18 protein-coding genes are annotated in these 18,983 nt (G+C 49.8%); 7 read left to right on the top strand and 11 right to left on the bottom strand.

What is annotated here, in order from left to right:
- Positions 1-29: 29 nt before the first annotated feature.
- Complete coding sequence (gene ynjE / locus FQ015_RS03450) at positions 30-1,337, top strand: thiosulfate sulfurtransferase YnjE (protein WP_160523708.1); 1,308 nt, start codon at positions 30-32, stop codon at positions 1,335-1,337.
- Between the two features lie 8 nt (positions 1,338-1,345).
- Here ynjE and FQ015_RS03445 read toward each other — a convergent pair whose 3' ends face one another.
- Positions 1,346-1,966, bottom strand: coding sequence for a CDP-alcohol phosphatidyltransferase family protein (locus tag FQ015_RS03445; RefSeq protein WP_001353164.1), 621 nt, complete (start codon positions 1,964-1,966; stop codon positions 1,346-1,348).
- An 86-nt stretch (positions 1,967-2,052) separates the two neighbouring features.
- Between FQ015_RS03445 and nudG the strand changes: the two genes are divergently transcribed.
- Entirely contained in the window at positions 2,053-2,460 is a 408-nt protein-coding gene (nudG, locus tag FQ015_RS03440) for a CTP pyrophosphohydrolase (protein ID WP_001055956.1), read from the top strand.
- Here the strand turns inward: nudG and FQ015_RS03435 are convergent.
- Positions 2,426-2,698 carry a DUF1496 domain-containing protein gene (locus FQ015_RS03435; RefSeq protein WP_160523707.1) on the bottom strand — a complete coding sequence of 91 codons (273 nt, stop codon included), beginning with the start codon at positions 2,696-2,698 and terminating at the stop codon, positions 2,426-2,428. The genes nudG and FQ015_RS03435 overlap by 35 nt on opposite strands.
- 235 nt (positions 2,699-2,933) lie before the next feature.
- On the opposite strand from FQ015_RS03435, the gene gdhA reads away from it, so the two are divergent.
- Positions 2,934-4,277: an NADP-specific glutamate dehydrogenase gene (gene gdhA / locus FQ015_RS03430; RefSeq protein WP_160523706.1), complete on the top strand. Its 1,344-nt coding sequence runs from the start codon at positions 2,934-2,936 to the stop codon at positions 4,275-4,277.
- An 83-nt stretch (positions 4,278-4,360) separates the two neighbouring features.
- Here the strand turns inward: gdhA and topB are convergent, their stop codons facing one another.
- From topB to FQ015_RS03415, 3 genes are all read right to left on the bottom strand, one after another.
- Entirely contained in the window at positions 4,361-6,316 is a 1,956-nt protein-coding gene (gene topB / locus FQ015_RS03425; protein ID WP_105278824.1) for a DNA topoisomerase III, read from the bottom strand.
- A gap of 4 nt (positions 6,317-6,320) precedes the next feature.
- Positions 6,321-7,364, bottom strand: coding sequence for a selenide, water dikinase SelD (gene selD / locus FQ015_RS03420; protein ID WP_001295485.1), 1,044 nt, complete (start codon positions 7,362-7,364; stop codon positions 6,321-6,323).
- Between the two features lie 116 nt (positions 7,365-7,480).
- The gene (locus FQ015_RS03415) at positions 7,481-8,032 is read right to left on the bottom strand and encodes an NAD(P)H nitroreductase (protein ID WP_000339269.1); all 552 of its coding nucleotides are present in this window, start codon (positions 8,030-8,032) and stop codon (positions 7,481-7,483) included.
- 160 nt (positions 8,033-8,192) lie between these two features.
- Between FQ015_RS03415 and sppA the strand changes: the two genes are divergently transcribed.
- From sppA to pncA, 4 genes are all read left to right on the top strand, one after another.
- The gene (gene sppA / locus FQ015_RS03410) at positions 8,193-10,049 is read left to right on the top strand and encodes a signal peptide peptidase SppA (RefSeq protein ID WP_105271081.1); all 1,857 of its coding nucleotides are present in this window, start codon (positions 8,193-8,195) and stop codon (positions 10,047-10,049) included.
- A gap of 115 nt (positions 10,050-10,164) precedes the next feature.
- Positions 10,165-10,875 (top strand): SIMPL domain-containing protein, encoded by a 711-nt coding sequence (locus FQ015_RS03405; RefSeq protein WP_001030438.1) that lies wholly within the window; start codon positions 10,165-10,167, stop codon positions 10,873-10,875.
- Between the two features lie 131 nt (positions 10,876-11,006).
- Complete coding sequence (ansA, locus tag FQ015_RS03400) at positions 11,007-12,023, top strand: asparaginase (protein WP_001170162.1); 1,017 nt, start codon at positions 11,007-11,009, stop codon at positions 12,021-12,023.
- A gap of 10 nt (positions 12,024-12,033) precedes the next feature.
- Positions 12,034-12,675 (top strand): bifunctional nicotinamidase/pyrazinamidase, encoded by a 642-nt coding sequence (gene pncA / locus FQ015_RS03395; protein WP_115738676.1) that lies wholly within the window; start codon positions 12,034-12,036, stop codon positions 12,673-12,675.
- Between the two features lie 92 nt (positions 12,676-12,767).
- Here pncA and FQ015_RS03390 read toward each other — a convergent pair whose 3' ends face one another.
- The 6 genes from FQ015_RS03390 to FQ015_RS03365 form a co-directional block, all read right to left on the bottom strand.
- Entirely contained in the window at positions 12,768-14,126 is a 1,359-nt protein-coding gene (locus FQ015_RS03390) for an MFS transporter (protein ID WP_000438818.1), read from the bottom strand.
- A gap of 117 nt (positions 14,127-14,243) precedes the next feature.
- The gene (locus FQ015_RS03385) at positions 14,244-15,002 is read right to left on the bottom strand and encodes a DeoR/GlpR family DNA-binding transcription regulator (RefSeq protein ID WP_000719088.1); all 759 of its coding nucleotides are present in this window, start codon (positions 15,000-15,002) and stop codon (positions 14,244-14,246) included.
- A 136-nt stretch (positions 15,003-15,138) separates the two neighbouring features.
- A complete protein-coding gene (gene ydjG / locus FQ015_RS03380; protein ID WP_000723727.1) occupies positions 15,139-16,119 on the bottom strand; it encodes an NADH-dependent methylglyoxal reductase in 981 nt (326 codons plus the stop codon).
- Between the two features lie 9 nt (positions 16,120-16,128).
- Entirely contained in the window at positions 16,129-17,076 is a 948-nt protein-coding gene (locus FQ015_RS03375; protein WP_001354718.1) for a sugar kinase, read from the bottom strand.
- A gap of 4 nt (positions 17,077-17,080) precedes the next feature.
- Positions 17,081-17,917 carry a ketose-bisphosphate aldolase gene (locus tag FQ015_RS03370; protein WP_160523705.1) on the bottom strand — a complete coding sequence of 279 codons (837 nt, stop codon included), beginning with the start codon at positions 17,915-17,917 and terminating at the stop codon, positions 17,081-17,083.
- Between the two features lie 20 nt (positions 17,918-17,937).
- Positions 17,938-18,981 (bottom strand): NAD(P)-dependent alcohol dehydrogenase, encoded by a 1,044-nt coding sequence (locus tag FQ015_RS03365; RefSeq protein WP_000798095.1) that lies wholly within the window; start codon positions 18,979-18,981, stop codon positions 17,938-17,940.
- Positions 18,982-18,983: the final 2 nt, after the last annotated feature.

Here is an 18,983-nt window from a genome sequence, read left to right as displayed (position 1 = left end):
CACTCAAAACTACAATGTCGGGATTTTCGATGAAACGTGTTTCTCAAATGACCGCGCTGGCAATGGCTTTAGGGCTGGCTTGCGCTTCTTCGTGGGCCGCTGAACTGGCGAAGCCTCTTACTCTTGACCAGCTTCAACAACAAAATGGCAAAGCGATAGATACTCGCCCCAGCGCGTTTTATAACGGCTGGCCACAAACCTTAAATGGCCCTTCCGGTCATGAACCTGCCGCCTTAAACCTTTCTGCTAGCTGGCTCGACAAAATGAGCACCGAACAGCTCAACGAGTGGATCAAGCTACATAACCTGAAAACCGATGCTCCGGTGGCGCTGTACGGTAATGACAAAGATGTCAACGCCGTCAAAACGCGTCTGCAAAAAGCAGGTTTTACGCATATCTCCATTTTGAGTGACGCGCTAAGCGAACCTTCCCGTCTGCAAAAACTTCCGCACTTTGAGCAGCTGGTTTATCCACAATGGCTGCATGACCTGCAACAAGGAAAAGACGTTACAGCGAAACCTGCCGGTGACTGGAAAATCATTGAAGCAGCCTGGGGCGCACCGAAACTTTATCTTATTAGCCATATTCCTGGCGCGGATTACATTGACACCAACGAAGTGGAAAGCGAACCGCTATGGAATAAAGTCTCTGATGAGCAACTGAAAGCGATGCTGGCAAAGCATGGCATTCGTCATGACACCACGGTGATTCTATATGGTCGTGATGTATACGCAGCAGCGCGTGTAGCACAGATTATGCTCTATGCAGGGGTGAAAGATGTGCGCCTGCTGGACGGCGGCTGGCAAACCTGGTCCGACGCGGGACTGCCTGTTGAGCGCGGAACGCCACCGAAAGTGAAAGCTGAACCGGATTTCGGCGTGAAGATCCCGGCGCAACCGCAGTTGATGCTTGATATGGAACAGGCCCGTGGGCTGCTGCATCGCCAGGATGCATCGCTGGTGAGCATTCGTTCGTGGCCAGAATTTATCGGTACGACCAGTGGTTACAGCTATATTAAGCCAAAAGGTGAAATAGCCGGAGCCCGTTGGGGACACGCTGGTAGCGACTCGACGCATATGGAGGATTTCCATAACCCGGATGGCACCATGCGTAGCGCCGATGATATTGCCGCTATGTGGAAAGCATGGAATATCAAACCAGATCAGCAAGTTTCATTCTACTGCGGCACCGGCTGGCGCGCGTCCGAAACCTTTATGTACGCACGAGCAATGGGCTGGAATAACGTCTCCGTATATGATGGCGGCTGGTATGAATGGAGCAGCGATCCGAAAAATCCCGTAGCAACCGGTGAGCGCGGCCCGGACAGCAGCAAATAACATTGCAATTACTGGCGCTGGAGCGACTTCAGCGTCAGATACCCACTCCACACCCGCGTAAAGGTCGTCATCCAGCACAACGCACCAAATACCCACGCAAACCACGGAAAATAAGCTGGCAAGAGGCAACTCAGAACAAACAGCAAAATCGTCTCGCTGCCTTCGGTTAACCCGCCCAGATAATAAAACGATTTATGCGCATAACCGGGATTATCAATCTGATGTTTCGCCGCCAGCGCAGCAAAAGCGAGAAAACTGCTGCCCGTGCCGATAAACGCAAACAGCAGCCAGCCGCCTGCCAGCGCGTTTTGCTCCGGTGCGGCGAGGATAAACCCAAAAGGCACCAGTGCGTAAAAAAGAAAATCGAGAGAAATATCGAGAAAGCCACCCGCGTCGGTAAGTCCTCTTCGCCGCGCCAACGCGCCGTCCAGACCATCAAGCAGCCTGTTCAACAAAATGACGATTAGCGCCGCCAGATACCAGCCCAGCGCCAGAAACGGCAGTGCCAGCACGCCGATGGCAAATCCCACTAATGTTAAACCATCTGGCGTAATGCCGGGTTTATCCAGCACCTTCACACACTGATGCAACAAAGGTTTAATTCGGGGATGAAGATGGCGGTCTAACACAGGCACTCCTTAGATATAAAGCCTTTCTGATTGAGCAACAGTGCGGATATTATGGCATTTTTCGCTTATCTGCCCGTGTGTAATTTATGAATATGATTGAAGTTGTTGCCGCCATCATCGAACGTGATGGCAAAATTTTACTCGCTCAACGCCCCGCCCATAGCGATCAGGCGGGATTATGGGAGTTTGCCGGTGGTAAAGTCGAGCCGGATGAAAGCCAGCGGCAGGCGCTGGTGCGTGAGTTACGCGAAGAATTGGGCATCGAAGCAACTGTGGGTGAGTATGTTGCCAGCCATCAACGAGAAGTGTCGGGGCGGATTATCCATCTTCATGCCTGGCACGTACCCGACTTCCACGGGACGTTACAGGCACATGAACATCAGGCGCTAGTCTGGTGCTCACCTGAAGAGGCGCTGCAATATCCGCTGGCCCCTGCTGACATTCCACTATTAGAGGCGTTTATGGCTTTACGCGCCGCCAGACCAGCGGATTAGTGCTAAGGGTTTTGTCATCCCGCTGGCATTGCAGGAGTATTCCTTCGGCTTTAATTACCGCCCCTTCAGAATAATTTTTATCCTGATAAACGCAGCACTGAGTACAGGGCTGCGCTGACTGCCCGCCTGAACTGAACACTTCTGGCGGTACGTTCACCTCCACGTCCGGACAATAATGCGGGTTAGCCAGTGCAATGAATGGAAATGCCAATGCTACGGCGAACAATGCTCGACTCACAGGGAACTCCTTAACGTTATTGTCTCTGCTACTAATAACGGTAGCCGGGCGGCAAAACTTTAGCGTCTGAGTTATCGCTTTTGGTTATGAGATTTCTCCCGTTATTAATTTGCTTTCGTGAGTCATTTTTTTCTTACTTACCGTCACATTCTTGATGGTATAGTCGAAAACTGCAAAAGCACATGACATAAACAACATAAGCATAATCGTATTAATATATAAGGGTTTTATATCTATGGATCAGACATATTCTCTGGAGTCATTCCTCAACCATGTCCAAAAGCGCGACCCGAATCAAACCGAGTTCGCGCAAGCCGTTCGTGAAGTAATGACCACACTCTGGCCTTTTCTTGAACAAAATCCAAAATATCGCCAAATGTCATTACTGGAGCGCTTGGTTGAGCCGGAGCGCGTGATCCAGTTTCGCGTGGTATGGGTTGACGATCGCAACCAGGTACAGGTCAACCGTGCATGGCGCGTGCAGTTCAGCTCCGCCATCGGCCCGTACAAAGGTGGTATGCGCTTCCATCCGTCGGTAAACCTCTCCATTCTCAAATTCCTCGGCTTTGAACAAACCTTCAAAAATGCCCTGACAACTCTGCCGATGGGCGGTGGTAAAGGCGGCAGCGATTTTGACCCGAAAGGGAAAAGCGAAGGCGAAGTGATGCGGTTCTGCCAGGCGCTAATGACTGAACTGTATCGCCACCTGGGCGCAGATACCGACGTTCCGGCGGGCGATATCGGCGTTGGTGGTCGTGAAGTCGGCTTTATGGCGGGGATGATGAAAAAGCTCTCCAACAATACCGCCTGCGTCTTCACCGGTAAGGGGCTTTCTTTTGGCGGCAGTCTTATTCGCCCGGAAGCAACCGGCTACGGTCTGGTTTATTTCACAGAAGCAATGCTAAAACGCCACGGTATGGGTTTTGAAGGGATGCGCGTTTCCGTTTCTGGCTCCGGCAACGTCGCCCAGTACGCTATCGAAAAAGCGATGGAATTTGGTGCTCGTGTGATCGCTGCGTCAGACTCCAGTGGCACTGTAGTTGATGAAAGCGGATTCACGAAAGAGAAACTGGCGCGTCTTATCGAAATCAAAGCCAGCCGCGATGGTCGTGTGGCAGATTACGCCAAAGAATTTGGTCTGGTCTATCTCGAAGGCCAACAGCCGTGGTCTGTACCAGTTGATATCGCCCTGCCTTGCGCCACCCAGAACGAACTGGATGTTGACGCCGCGCATCAGCTTATCGCCAATGGCGTTAAAGCCGTCGCCGAAGGGGCGAATATGCCGACCACCATCGAAGCGACTGAACTGTTCCAGCAGGCAGGCGTACTGTTTGCACCGGGTAAAGCGGCTAATGCTGGCGGTGTAGCAACATCGGGCCTGGAAATGGCGCAAAACGCTGCGCGCCTGGGCTGGAAAGCCGAGAAAGTTGACGCACGTTTGCATCACATCATGCTGGATATCCACCATGCCTGTGTTGAGCATGGTGGTGAAGGTGAGCAAACCAACTACGTGCAGGGCGCGAACATTGCCGGTTTTGTGAAGGTTGCGGATGCGATGCTGGCGCAGGGGGTGATTTAAGTCATTAGCGCCGTTTCAGGCGTTTATGCCAGATGCGGCGTGAACGCCTTATCTGGCCTACGAAAACTGACTGCATCAGAGCATTACATTATCACTCCACTGCCCGCCTCTGCTGATGGCGGGCTTTTTTTCGCTGCTCGCTTACGGGGTGAAGTCTTTTTATTTCCTTCTCCGCCATCTGGAGCCACTATGCCGCGAAACTGCCGCACCGGCGTACGTTTGGCCTGATCAATCAACTGATACAGTGTCCCCACCAACGGTTGCATAAAGTCCTGATAGCGGCACTGCTTTTCGCTGATTTGCGTCAGCACCGATTCCCAGTGCGCGGTCATGTCCGGTCGCGTAGCCATTTCTGGCAGTGAATGGAATAACGCTTTTCCGGCGTCGGTGGAGTGGATATAGCGCCCTTTTTTGGTCAGAAAGCCACGCTTGAACAACAGTTCAATAATCCCGGCACGGGTTGCTTCTGTCCCCAGACCATCGGTGGCACGAAGGATCTTTTTCAGATCTTTGTCCTGCACAAAGCGCGCGATCCCGGTCATCGCCGAAAGCAGTGTTGCATCGGTAAAATGGCGCGGCGGCTGCGTTTGTCGCTCTACCACCTCACCTTTTTCACACAGTAACTCATCGCTTTTCGCCACCACAGGCAGTGGCGTGCCGTCGTTTTCTTCATCGCGCTCTTTGCTGCCTAACAGTGTGCGCCAGCCTGCTTCAGCAAGAAAACGGGCTTTAGCGACAAATTTGCCTTTGGCAATGTCCAGTTCGATAACACACTTGCGGAACACCGCATCCGGGCAGAACTGCATCAAATACTGACGGGCAATCAGGTTATAGACCTTCGCTTCGTTCTCCGTCAGGTTGATCGCAGAACTCCGTGCGGTCGGGATGATGGCGTGGTGCGCATCGACCTTTTTGTCATCCCAGCAGCGGTTGCGTATATCTGGATCTACCACTGGTTGCGGCAACAGATCCGGCGCATGGACGCTGATAGCATTCATCACCGCGTGGCGTCCGGCAAAATGTTCTTCTGGCAAATAGCGACAATCGGAACGCGGATAAGTGATTAACTTGTGCGTTTCGTACAGCTTCTGGCAAATATCAAGCACATTCTGCGCGCTCAGACCAAAGCGTTTAGCCGCTTCAATCTGCAACGCCGAAAGCGAAAACGGCAGCGGTGCGGATTCTGATTCCCGTTTATCGTTATAGCTGGTGACAATAGCCGGTTGGCCGCTGATGCGGTTGACCACATGCTCCGCCAGCGGACGATGTAACAAGCGCCCTTCTTCATCCTGATAAGGTTCACACGCTTCGCTCGGTTGCCAGATAGCGGTAAACCGCTCATCGGCAGGTGTCACGATATGCGCTTTGACTTCAAAGAAGTCTTTCGCCACGAAGTTTTCAATCTCTTCGTCGCGGCGCACTACCAGCCCGAGCACGGGCGTCTGCACGCGGCCCACGGAAAGCACGCCCTGATAACCGGCATTGCGACCGAGAATAGTATACGCACGGGTCATATTGATGCCGTACAGCCAGTCGGCACGCGCTCGCGCCAGCGCAGAAACGCACAGTGGTACAAACTCGCTATTGGAGCGAAGACGATCGATCGCCCGTTCAACCGCCTGCGGGTTCAGGTCGTTGATCAAGCAACGCTGCACCTGCTGGCGCTTTTCCGGTGCCAGTTGCAGGTAGTCCAGCACTTCATCTACCAGCAATTGCCCTTCTCGGTCCGGGTCACCGGCGTGAACGATTTCGCTGGCTTCATGCAGGAATCGTTTGATGACATTAAGTTGTTTAGTCACGGAGGGTCGGGGCTGTAATTGCCACTTTTCCGGGACAATCGGCAAATCCGCAAGATTCCAGCGCGCATAGCGGCTGTCGTAGGCGTCTGGCTGCGCTTGCTCAAGCAGGTGACCGATACACCAGGTCACCACCTGACCATTGCCGCACTCGATAAAGCCATCGCCTTTCCGGTGCGGTTTGGGCAGGACATCAGCAATGGCGCGCGCCAGACTCGGTTTTTCGGCAATAAACAACCGCATCGACTTAACGAATCTCAACCATGGCACGACCGCCGCGCGCTGGCACCAGTTCGCCAATCGCCGTCAGTTCAATGCCAAACTCGGCGGCTGTAGCTTTGACCTCATTTTCTGCTTCCGGCATGACCGCCAGCAGCAGACCGCCAGAAGTTTGCGGATCGCACAGCAGATCGCGCACTTCACGCGGCATTTCACCCATCAGATGCCCATAGCTGGCAAAGTTACGTTCGGTGCCGCCAGGCACTGCGCCCAACTTAATGTACTCTTCAACCCCCGGCAGTTTCGGGATCGCTTCATAGTCGACTCGCGCCTGCACACCAGCACCCTGACACATTTCGCTCAAATGCCCCAGCAGACCAAAACCAGTCACGTCAGTCATCGCTTTTACGCCTTCGATGTTGGCAAAGGACGCGCCTGCGATGTTCATCCGGCACATCACTTCCGTCGCTAGTCCCTGATGTTCTGGTTTCAGCAGTGATTTTTTCTCAGCCGTAGTAAGAACGCCAATTCCCAGCGGTTTCGTCAGGAACAGTTTGCATCCGGCTTGTGCAGTACTGTTTTTCTTCACCCGCTCGGTCGGTACGATCCCCGTTACCGCCAGACCAAAAATCGGCTCCGGCGCATCGATGGAGTGACCGCCAGCCAGCGCAATACCCGCCTGACGGCATGCATAGCGTCCACCTTCGGTTACTTCGCGGGCAATTTCAGGGGAAAGTTTGTTAATAGGCCAGCCGAGGATCGCAATCGCCATAATCGGTTTGCCACCCATCGCGAAGATATCGCTGATGGCGTTAGTCGCCGCAATGCGGCCAAAATCGAAAGGATTATCAACGATCGGCATAAAGAAGTCGGTGGTACTGATAACGCTGGTGCCATTGCCCAGATCGTACACCGCCGCATCGTCGCGGGTTTCATTACCCACAAGCAAATTCGGATCAACAAACTTCGCCTGCTCACTGTGCAGGATGGTTTCCAACACTTTTGGGGAAATTTTACAGCCGCAACCTGCACCGTGGCTGTATTGGGTCAAACGAATCGAGTTCTCGCTCATGGACATCTCCTGTCAATGCAATCCGGGTATGGTAACCCTCATTCCATGAAGTGATAAGTGAGAGTGTCTGAATTCCTGCGCCTTTGCTCACAATCCAGACAGTTTCGCGACAATTATCAGAAATAAGTCACAAACGGCGTCGGGTCCGGAACGTTTATCGATGTAGATGCTTTCAACTGCGGCGTACCAAGGTAGAGAAAACCGACAATTTTATCCTGCTCACGGCAACCGAATGCTTCACGCACTACCGGACTTTCAGTTAATGCGCCACTGCGCCAGATGCCGCCAAACCCCTGGGCAACTGCTGCCATTTGCATCGCCATGACCGCACATCCCGCAGACATTTCCTGTTCCCAGCGCGGGACTTTATGATTTTCTTCGCATTTTGCCACCACCGTTATGATGAGCGGTGCGCGGAACGGCGCATTACGCGCTTTGTCGATAGCTTTGTCATCACTACCGGCAGCAATCGCCCCCTGTTCCAATAATGCGCTGAAACGCTCGCGTCCTTCCCCTTCAATCACAAAAAAATGCCACGGTTGCATGGACTTATGGTCCGGCGCACGCATACCCGCACGCAGGATGTTTTGCAGTTGTTCACCCGTTGGCGCGGGTTCAGCCAGGCGGGAGGCGCTACGGCGATTGATCAATAGTTCGAGTGCATCCATTTGATTAACTCCTGTCATGATATTTATTCACAAAATTAACACGAGAGTGGATTTTGTTACAGCACAGTCCGCAATTCCTGCTGACAAGTGCCGGTTGGGTCATTACGATAACCACATCTATTGCGCCTGTGACAGGTGTGACCTTAATTTGGGAGAATACATGCGAACCCTTTGGCGATTTATTGCCGGATTTTTTAAATGGACGTGGCGTCTGCTGAATTTCGTCCGTGAAATGGTACTTAACCTGTTCTTTATTTTTCTCGTACTGGTTGGTGTGGGGATCTGGATGCAGGTCAGTGGTGGTGATTCGAAAGAAACGGCCAGTCGTGGCGCGCTGCTGCTGGACATATCTGGTGTAATCGTCGATAAACCCGACAGTTCTCAGCGGTTTAGTAAGCTAAGCCGCCAGCTCCTTGGTGCCAGTTCCGATCGTCTGCAGGAAAACTCACTGTTTGATATCGTCAACACCATTCGCCAGGCGAAGGATGACCGCAATATCACCGGTATCGTGATGGATCTGAAAAACTTCGCAGGCGGCGACCAGCCGTCTATGCAGTACATCGGCAAAGCCCTGAAAGAGTTTCGTGACAGCGGGAAACCAGTTTATGCCATAGGCGAGAACTACAGCCAGGGGCAATATTATCTCGCCAGTTTCGCCAACAAAATTTGGCTATCTCCACAAGGCGTGGTGGATCTGCACGGTTTTGCTACCAACGGTCTGTACTACAAATCGTTACTGGATAAGCTGAAAGTTTCCACCCATGTGTTCCGCGTGGGTACGTATAAATCTGCCGTTGAACCGTTTATTCGTGATGATATGTCACCGGCAGCCCGCGAAGCTGACAGCCGCTGGATCGGTGAGCTGTGGCAAAACTATCTGAATACTGTTGCCGCTAACCGGCAGATCCCTGCTCAGCAGGTATTCCCTGGTGCGCAAGGGTTGCTTGAGGGTTTAACCAAAACAGGTGGCGATACCGCGAAATATGCGCTGGAAAACAAGCTGGTCGATGCACTGGCATCAAGTGCCGAAATCGAAAAAGCTCTGACCAAAGAGTTCGGCTGGAGTAAGACTGATAAAAATTATCGCGCCATCAGTTATTACGATTACGCATTGAAAACGCCGGCAGATACCGGTGACAGCATCGGTGTCGTCTTCGCGAATGGCGCAATTATGGATGGCGAGGAAACTCAGGGGAATGTTGGCGGTGATACCACTGCGGCACAAATCCGCGACGCTCGCCTTGACCCGAAAGTGAAAGCGATTGTTCTGCGTGTTAATAGCCCTGGCGGCAGCGTTACCGCCTCTGAAGTGATTCGCGCTGAACTGGCAGCTGCCAGGGCAGCGGGTAAGCCTGTGGTTGTATCGATGGGCGGCATGGCGGCATCTGGTGGTTACTGGATTTCCACGCCAGCTAATTACATTGTGGCTAACCCCAGCACCCTGACCGGTTCTATCGGTATCTTCGGCGTGATCACTACCGTAGAAAATAGTTTGGATTCGATTGGTGTTCATACCGATGGCGTCTCAACTTCACCGCTGGCGGATGTTTCTATCACCAAGGCACTGCCGCTGGAAGCGCAGCAGATGATGCAGTTAAGCATTGAGAATGGCTATAAACGCTTTATCACGCTGGTTGCTGATGCGCGTCATTCGACGCCGGAGCAGATTGATAAAATCGCCCAGGGCCACGTCTGGACCGGTCAGGATGCAAAAGCTAACGGGCTGGTCGATAGTCTCGGAGATTTCGATGATGCGGTTGCCAAAGCAGCAGAGCTGGCAAAAGTGAAACAGTGGCATCTGGAATACTACGTTGATGAACCGACCTTCTTCGACAAAGTGATGGACAATATGTCTGGTTCTGTCCGGGCAATGTTGCCAGATGCGTTCCAGGCCATGTTACCTGCACCGCTGGCCTCGGTAGCCTCTACCGTTAAAAGTGAAAGCGACAAGCTGGCAGCGTTTAACGACCCACAAAACCGTTATGCGTTTTGCCTGACCTGCGCCAACGTGCGTTAAATCCTGCAAAAATGTGGCCGATATGCTGTCGGCCACACTCCTGAATCGGACTGTCTTTCACTCCCTCTCTCCACTACATTCCCTTGCTCATTTAGCATCTGATATGGAGTCATCAGTGAATAAGGCCCCCTCTTTAATTGCCGCTATCGTCCTCGGACTGGGGATTAGCGCCTGTGGTTATTTTGTTGGCGATGGTGTTAAACATTTAAAAACCAATAACCGTTATGTAAATGTGCGTGGGCTTTCTGAAAAAGAAGTTCGCGCAGATACGGCAGAATTAACAATTGCGATTAACTTTAAGGGTAATATTCCCGGCGAACTGTTCCCGAAACTGGAAGACGCGCAGAAAAAAATTGTTGCCGAACTCAATGCTCAGGGGATTAACGAGAAAGAGATAACCCTGGGCCAATGGACAAGCAAGCGAACAGATTCCTTTTATCTGAAAGATGATCCCACAATGCCACGCTATAACGCAGACGGGTCAGTGACGATAAAAACCCATAATGTTGCTGCTGTCGAAAAAGTCGTCGCGAAATTAAACGAACTGCAAGTCGCTACGGAGGGCGCTATCGCTGAGAGCAAAGTCGCCTATCGCTTTAATGGTATTGGCGCACTGCGCGCTGAGATGATTGCCGCCGCCACCAAAGATGCACGCAACGCAGCATTACAATTTGCAACGGACTCAGGTAGCCAGGTGGGGTCAATTAGCGATGCCTCACAAGGCGTGTTCCAGATCTTCGCCAGTGGCAGTGATGAAGATGATCCTACGGCGATTAATAAAACGGTACGCGTAGTCACCACCGTAACCTATGCGTTGCAGGATTAACCACTTTTCTCCGGCGGGACACTAATCCCTCCGTTCTGCCGGACTTTTCTCATATCCACAGAGTATCCAGGTGCGCTCGCTGCCCCTCACGTATATACTTTTGCTCTTTCGATATCATTCATATCAATATCATGCAAAAGAAATCAATTTACGTCGCCTACACGGGCGGGACCATCGGGATGCAGCGTTCCGAGCAGGGTTATATTCCGGTGTCAGGTCATCTACAACGCCAACTGGCGCTGATGCCGGAATTCCATCGCCCGGAGATGCCAGATTTCACCATTCATGAATATACGCCGCTGATGGACTCTTCAGATATGACGCCAGAAGACTGGCAGCATATTGCTGAAGATATTAAAGCGCATTATGACGACTATGATGGTTTTGTCATTCTGCACGGCACCGACACGATGGCGTATACCGCCTCTGCGCTGTCGTTCATGCTCGAGAATCTCGGTAAACCGGTCATTGTGACAGGGTCACAAATCCCGCTGGCTGAGTTACGCTCTGACGGACAAATTAATCTGCTGAATGCGTTGTACGTTGCGGCGAATTATCCTATCAACGAAGTAACTCTCTTTTTTAATAATCGACTTTATCGTGGCAACCGTACCACCAAAGCCCATGCCGATGGTTTTGATGCGTTTGCCTCTCCAAACCTTCCTCCGTTACTGGAAGCAGGTATCCATATTCGTCGTTTGAATACGCCCCCCGCCCCGCACGGTGAAGGGGAATTGATCGTTCATCCAATCACCCCACAACCAATTGGCGTAGTGACGATTTATCCGGGGATTTCTGCTGACGTCGTGCGCAATTTTCTGCGCCAACCGGTGAAAGCATTGATTCTGCGCTCATATGGCGTGGGTAATGCGCCACAAAACAAAGCATTCCTGCAAGAATTACAAGAAGCCAGCGATCGCGGAATTGTGGTAGTCAACCTGACACAATGTATGTCCGGTAAAGTGAACATGGGGGGTTATGCCACCGGTAACGCCCTCGCCCATGCCGGCGTTATTGGCGGTGCAGATATGACTGTAGAAGCCACGCTAACCAAACTGCATTACCTGCTTAGCCAGGAACTGGATACTGAAACCATTCGCAAGGCCATGAGCCAAAACCTGCGCGGCGAACTGACGCCGGATGATTAAGGAGACTGCAATGCCCCCTCGCGCCCTGTTACTGGTCGATTTACAAAATGATTTCTGTGCTGGTGGCGCGCTCGCCGTGCCGGAAGGTGACAGTACGGTGGATGTCGCTAACCGCCTGATTGACTGGTGCCAGTCGCGCGGTGAAGCGGTTATCGCCAGTCAAGACTGGCACCCGGCGAATCACGGCAGTTTTGCCAGTCAGCACGGTGTAGAGCCTTATACGCCAGGCCAACTCGACGGTTTGCCACAAACCTTCTGGCCAGATCACTGTGTGCAGAACAGTGAAGGCGCACAATTACATCTGTTACTGAACCAAAAAGCGATCGCAGCGGTGTTCCATAAAGGCGAAAATCCTTTAGTTGACAGTTACAGTGCCTTTTTTGATAACGGCCGTCGGCAGAAAACCACGCTCGATGACTGGTTACGCGATCATGAAATCGATGAATTGATCATTATGGGCCTGGCTACTGACTATTGCGTGAAGTTTACCGTGCTGGACGCGTTACAGTTAGGTTATAAGGTTAATGTGATTACCGATGGTTGTCGTGGCGTGAATATCCAGCCACAGCACAGTGCGCACGCGTTTATGGAGATGTCAGCAGCTGGGGCAACGCTATATACGCTTGCAGACTGGGAAGAGACGCAGGAGTAATTTTATGCTGGCCTACAATTCTGTACTGCCATTGTAGGCCAGATAAAACACGTCAGTGGTACATCTGACAATTGACGCCATCAACGAAAGATTTAATTCACCTCAGAAATCTCTTCCAGCGACACCTTCCGCGTTTCGATGCCAAAAATGGAGAGGACCAGCGCACAGAGCACTAACATCACGCCAAGCACCATAAACACCGTGATTGACCCATAATGCGTTAATAGTGCCGCAACGCCATAAGGCGTGAAGACCGCGACGATCCGTCCGACGGCATTAACGAAACCCGAACCGCGCAGGCGTAAATGCGTTGGCCAAAGCTCCGGGATATAAACCGCCGACGCGAAGCAAACATACATGTATAAAAAGAAGATCATCACCAGGCCATAGATTAAAATCGCCCACTCTGTAGTCTGAATTGAATAGATATAGCCTAACATGGCAATAATAATAAGCAAGGCGGAGCCAAATAATCGACGAGGAAAATGATCAATAATTAATGCCGCAATAAATATACCTACCGGAGCGCCAATCATAATAACAGCAGTCATTAATATTGATTTATCAACATCAATGCCGGAGTTAACAAATATGGTCGGTATCCATACGGTGATGGTATAAAGTGAAATGTTCATTGCAATTAAAACAGTAATCGCGACTAATGTACGTCGTAACATTTCCCCTTTAAACAGCAGCCAGAAAGTACCATTGATTACGTTAGCCTTGCTGTTGCTCTGATTCAAAGTAAGCGGGGGTAAACGAACACTCTTCTCTCTTTCAATTTGCTGCTCTACTTCACGAAGTTGGCTTTCTGCACCTGCGATTTGTCCTTTCCCCGCCAACCATCGAGGCGACTCAATAAAGTATTTACCTGAGAGAAACCAGGCTAACAGTATACCAATACCACCCAGCAGAAACATTATCCGCCAACTAAAAAAAGCGATAACCACCACGCCTATCGCCGCAGACAGCATGGGCGACCAGTTACCAACAAATGAGAGCCGCGCGGACCATTTTCCACGCACCGTCGCGGGGATAAACTCCGTAAACGAAGCATAGCCAACCATAATCAGCGCCCCCATTCCTGTGCCCATCAGGAAGCGAAAGAAAATGAGCCAGTACATATCAGGGACAAAAGCGGCCCCTGTTGCCGCAATACCGACGATGAGAAGATTTATGCGAAAAGCCCTGCGCCGCCCAAAATAATCACCGATGAACCCACCGGTAAGAGAGCCGATGAAATAACCAAACATTAATGCCGAGGTAAAGGCGGCATTGAGGAAATTATTTGACCATCCATTGCTTACCAGCTTTGCTAAAACAACATTGCCTGAATAACTCAAAAAACCCGTTAATAACAGACTAAAGCTTATAATTCCAAATATACGATAATGAAACCGGGCCAAAGGCAAGCGGTCCAGTCTTGCGCCAATTTGATCATATTGTTCCATTAGGTGCCTCGGATTTGCTAAAAAGGTAGCAATTGCGGCAAATTCACTTGCCGCATCTTTATCATCATTTTATTTTCCAGGCGCAGGAACAAATAATATTGACAACGTGTGCTTAAATTACCACACCAGCTGGATATTATTGTCTTTGCAAAATGCTATCCACTCTGCACCCGGTGATTTATCAGTTATTATGTAATTAATATGACTAAAGTCAGCTAACTGGACAAAAGCTTTGCGATCAAACTTAGAGTGATCAACCAATAACGCAACTTCTGTCGCCTGACGGATCATTGTCTTTTTGATTTCAGCTTCCGCTTCGTTAGAGTCCAGCGCGCCGCTGTTAATATCAAGACCTTTACAACTCATTACCATGATATCGACATGGTAGCGGCTGATGATCTCTTTAGTAATTCTTCCTTGCAGGGAAAGTGTATTTTTGTTTAGTTCCCCCCCCGTTGAAACGACTTTAATTTCTGATTGAGCCAGAACATGAATCGCTTCCGCCGAGTTAGTTAGCAACGTCAGGTCACTACGGTCCTGCAACAATTTGAGCAATTCCATAACGGTACTACTGGAATCGGCTGCCATAGTGGTTTTATTGTCGATAAAGGGTAGCGCCTTGCGTGCAATAAGCTGCTTCTCTTCATAAAACGATGAAGCGCGCTTATAAAAATGGATATTTTCCGTCAACATCGCTGTATTTAAAACAGCACCACCATAGGTTCTGGTCAAAAAGCCTTCATCTTCCAGCTTCTCAAGATCGCGGCGAATGGTTTCCTCGGTTACCTGAAAAATCCCACTCAAATTTGAGACTGTCACCTTTTTATCGTTGGCAACCATTTGCTTAATTGCCTGAATCCTGTCTTTTGCCGCCACGATTACACCCCTGTATCTTTTTACATCACATTAGCGCGATTATCGCATAACCGATGTTTACTTTCAAAATAACCCGTTTGAATCACAGATTTTAATCACAGTTTTCACAGAAACAGAGGTGAATCGTGTTGAGTATTTAACGCTCCAGAGCCTCTGCCATTTCCCTCATCAATGTTGCGTCTGCATCCGATAAGTTGATATTCAGTGCCGCGACATTTTCACGTACCTGTTCCGGCGCAGTAGCCCCACTAAGAATGGATATTAAATCACTCTGTTTTAATATCCACGCCAGTGCCAGAGTGGGAATTGTGCACTGATAACGAGCACAGAGTGGCTGCCACTGTTCAAGCATATCAATCACTTTCAGCATGTTTTCACGCTGGAACCAGACTTTATTTGCCCGAGCGCCGCCCGGAACGTAATCACGAGTGATGGTACCGGTCAACAATCCCTGCTCTAGCGGGGAATAAACCTGTACCACAATGCCATTATCACGACATAGCGGCAGCAGTTCGCTTTCCATTGCCCGGTCGAGGATACTGTATTTCGCCTGAATAATATCCAGTTCACCATATTGCAGATACTCGCGGATATGGTCAGCATCGACGTTAGCAGCGCCTATAGCGCGAATTTTCCCTTCGGCCTTTAACTCATTGAGCACTGCGACAGTTTCAGCTATCGGCGTAAAAAATGGTGGCACCGACTGCCAGTGCGTCATGTAGATATCGATGTAATCAATACCCAGACGTTGCAAGCTGGCTTCTACCTCTTCGCGGATAGATTCCGGGGAAAGGTTTTTATACAACTGCCGATCGCCAACTTTGTTGAATAAACTCCCTTTTCGTTCCCAGACAATGCCGCATTTGGTTTCTACTACAACCTGTTCACGGGGCAGTTTTTTTAACGCCTGACCGACGATAACCTCACTATTGCCAAAGTTATATCCTGGCGCAGTATCAATCAGGTTAATGCCGCAACGATGGGCTTCAAGAATCGTATCAATACATATTTGTCGATCGAGATCGCCATTCCATGCAGGACCGCCGCCAATGGCCCATGTCCCCAACCCCATTCGCGAAAGCGTTATATCCGTTGTGCCTAAAGGTATCTTTTTCATTTGCCTTCATTATCCTTCGTATTCTTCCAGCAATTGTTCGACCAGCTTTCTGTTTTTTACACCGGTGGTGGCACCGACGCTTAGAACCGAGATAGCCGCCGTTGCATTGGCAAAGCGTGCGCATTCACGCAGATTTTTGTCTTCTAACAGAGCCGCTATAAAGCCAGAAGCAAAGTTATCGCCGGCGCCAATAGTGTCGATGGCGGTTATTCCTGCGACCGCCGGCACCTTCATCGTCATGTCACCACGCTTGATAAAGCAGCCGTCTTTACCCGTTTTAATCACCACCGTTTTTACGCCGCACGCAAGAAAGCAGTCAGCAATTTCATCCAGTGTCTCTTTCCCAGTGAGTAATTTTGCCTCGGCAAAATTAGGAAACAGATAATCGACATAACTCAATGCTTCGCAAATATCATCCAGCGTTTCATTCAACCGCGGTTTGATCATATCGGCACAGATAATCATCTGCCGGGCTTTAGCTTGCGTAAAAATTTCTGTTAGCGCTTTACCATCCAATAGAGGACTGTTGAAAATACTGGCCAGAGATAATAATTTCGCCTGAGAAAACCGCGAAAAATCAACATCGTCAATATTCAATTTCCACAGACTGCCGTTACGGTTTGTGACAAACGTCCGCTCGCCATCCTCCGTCACCAGTCCAACGTTAATAGAGGTATCTATGCTGACGTCCTGCTTCAGGCTTTGAATATCAATATTCTCTTTGCGGCAATGGTCGAGAATAAATTGCCCGGCGGCATCTTTACCAATACGACTCATTAATGCTGTGCGATGGCCCAGACGAGAAATAATTGTTGCTTCATTTATTGCATCACCCCCGGTGGTCATTGCGATTCTTTCAAGAGGATAAGAATCCACATCAAAGATATTTTTACTGACCGGTTGCAATGGAATATCAACAATAGCGGCACCTATACAAATAACGTCGAGATTATCCATATCATTATTCCGCTTTGCCATCAGAACCGAACAGTTTAATTTTTTCCAATGCCCGTTCTTTTACAGCTTTACGTACTTCACGTTCTAAATGCAGGAAAGGCTGATCCTGGTTTTCTTTCACTGCTACCATTGCGGCCTGACAGAGCTCCGTATGAATGTTGATTTTCGCGATACCCAACGAAATTGCAGTTTTAATGTCGGTATCACTGATCCCCGATGCGCCGTGCAAAACCAGCGGAACAGAAACGGCATCGCGTACGCGTTTGACGACCTCAAAGTTCAATTGTGGCTCTGACGTATAAACCCCATGCTGGTTGCCGATGGCGACAGCCAATGAGTCACAGCCCGTACGTTCAACAAATTCAGCCGCCTGGTCAGGATCGGTATAGTGATAGCCCGCCAGCGCTTCTTCATAAACGGTTTCATTACCGACATGCCCTAATTCTGCCTCTACCGGAATACCCAGCGGATGGAAGAAATCAACAGCCTCTTTGGTTAAACGAATATTTTCTTCGAAATCAAATGCGGAAGCATCACGCATTAATGAATTCATACCATGAGTCCAGGCGTTATGAATAATTTCCATACTCCGACCATGATCCCAATGAGTTATTACCGGCACCGTTGCTTTTTTTGCCATTGATACCATCATGTGAGAGAAATCTTCAAATGAGGTGTTTCCGACAAAACCTGTACCAAAAGAAATAATAACCGGTGATTTCGCTTCTTCGGCTGCGTCGATAACGCCCATCAACATTTCTGCATTCCATACGTTAAAATGGGCAATTGCATAATATTTATTTGTGGCATCGTTTTCCCAATATCTGATATCTGCGAGCATATTCTGTTCTCCCGTATTAATTAATCGCTAATTTTAATAACGCCTTTAATAATGTCGCGTTTGTTGTTAACCGACTCTTCAAAAGCCTGTTGTACATCCTGATAATCGTAAATATGTGTCACCATCGATTTCACATCGAATCGCCCTGAGGAAATAGCTTCAATCGTGACCGGATAACGATTGGCATAGCGGAATACTGTCTGGATAGTGACTTCGCGATTGATTTTGAGGAAATTGATTGCCGAATCGCCCGGTACAGTACCAACAATCATAATTTTACCGCCGCGCATTACCAGATAAGGTGCCTGTTTAACGGTGACCGCAGAACCCGCTGTTTCGAAAACAATATCTGCGCCCATTTCTTCGGTAAATTGCTGACAGCGTGCGATAGTGTCTTCTTTTGCGCCGTTAATAACCACTGTCGCGCCGAGCTGTTCCGCCATTGTCAGACGTTTTTCCAGTACATCAACGACGGCAATATCCGTAGCTCCCAGGCATTTGCATGCTTGCAACGTCATCAAACCAATACAACCCGCTCCCAGAATAATTATCTTCTTACCCGGTTTAACATCTGCCAGCATCGCGGCATGCATCCCGACTGCGGCAGGCTCCACCAGCGCCCCTTCCATCGTGTCCATATTGTCGGGCAGTTTGTAAGTAAAGCTCTCCGGATGACACAGATAGTGCGTTAATGCGCCGCGGTAGTTGGGTTGTGTCGCCATAAAATCAACGTCCGGACAGATGTTATATTTGCCTTCCAGACAGTAACGACAGTGACCGCAAGGAACGCCAGGTTCGATATTTACCCGATCCCCCGCTTTAAATTTGCGCACACGGCTTCCCACAGCCACAACCGTCCCGGCGCATTCATGACCCAGGCCAATTTCTTGATTTGGGTCTTTAGGCGGAATAAACGGGCCTGATTCAAAACCATGTACATCTGAACCACAAATACCGACATATTCTACTTTAATCAAAACTTCATCTTCTTTAGGCACAGGTATTTCTGCTGAAATAATTTTCATTGTGCCCGGCACCTGCAATATTGCTTTTGAATTTTTCATTT

The organism is Escherichia sp. HH26CH (genome assembly GCF_009820205.1).
Lineage (GTDB): Bacteria > Pseudomonadota > Gammaproteobacteria > Enterobacterales > Enterobacteriaceae > Escherichia > Escherichia coli_F.
Note: the sequence above shows the minus strand (reverse complement) of the source record. Positions and strands in the feature narration are given on the sequence as shown.